The following is an 878-nucleotide window of genomic DNA, read 5'->3' on the forward strand; positions in this document are numbered from 1 at the left end:
AGGACGTTGTCGCTGACGATCATCTTCGGCTTGCCTCGTCCCTCGATGATCCGGTCCAGCTCACGGGCAACCCGCAGACCGGAAAGCGACGTATCGGCGACGAGTGCCAAGCATTCCCTGGTGCAATCGTCGACGACCGTCAGGACCCGGAACCTGCGACCATCGGTGAGTTGATCCGACACGAAGTCCAGCGACCAACGATCATTGGCTGCGATCGGAATCAGCATCGGTGCTCGTGTGCCGATCGCTCGCTTGCGGCCGCCGCGTTTGCGCACCGTCAGCTTCTCTTCCCGATAGAGCCGGAAGAGCCGCTTGTGGTTCACAATGTGGCCCTCGCGCCTGAGCAGCACGTGAATGCGTCGATATCCGAAGCGGCGGCGTTCATGCGCCAATGCCTTCATCCGCTCGCGAAGGTCATGGTCGTCGATGCGCCTGGTTTCGTAACGGATCGTCATCCGGCAAAAGCCAATGGCTTTACACGCCCGCCGTTCGCTCATCCGATGGTGATCCATCAGATGCGCGACAGCTTTTCGCCTTGCTGCGGGCGTCACCACTTCTTTCCCAAAAGGTCTTTCAAAGCAGCATTGTCGAGCATGGCATCCGCCAGGAGCCGCTTCAGCTTCGTGTTCTCGTCCTCCAGCGTCTTCAACCGCTTCGCTTCGGACACGTCCATGCCGCCGAACTTGGCTTTCCACTTATAGATGCTGGCATCGCTGACACCGTGCTTGCGGCAAAGCTCCGCGACCGGAGTGCCTGCCTCGTGCTCCTTCAGAATGCCGATAATCTGTTCGTCCGTAAAACGCTTGCGCTTCATTCCCTGGTCCTCTCAATGGGCCAGAGCTTACTTCAAAATGGATTATTTCAACGGGGCAAGGTCA

General features: G+C 58.5%; 1 pseudogene. It reads right to left on the minus strand.

The annotated features are described in order from the left end of the window. Positions 1 to 814, minus strand: a pseudogene (locus JNC70_RS22760) (IS3 family transposase); the annotation flags it as partial. Positions 815 to 878: the final 64 nt, after the last annotated feature.

It is taken from the genome of Brucella oryzae, assembly GCF_041929965.1.
Lineage (GTDB): Bacteria > Pseudomonadota > Alphaproteobacteria > Rhizobiales > Rhizobiaceae > Brucella > Brucella oryzae.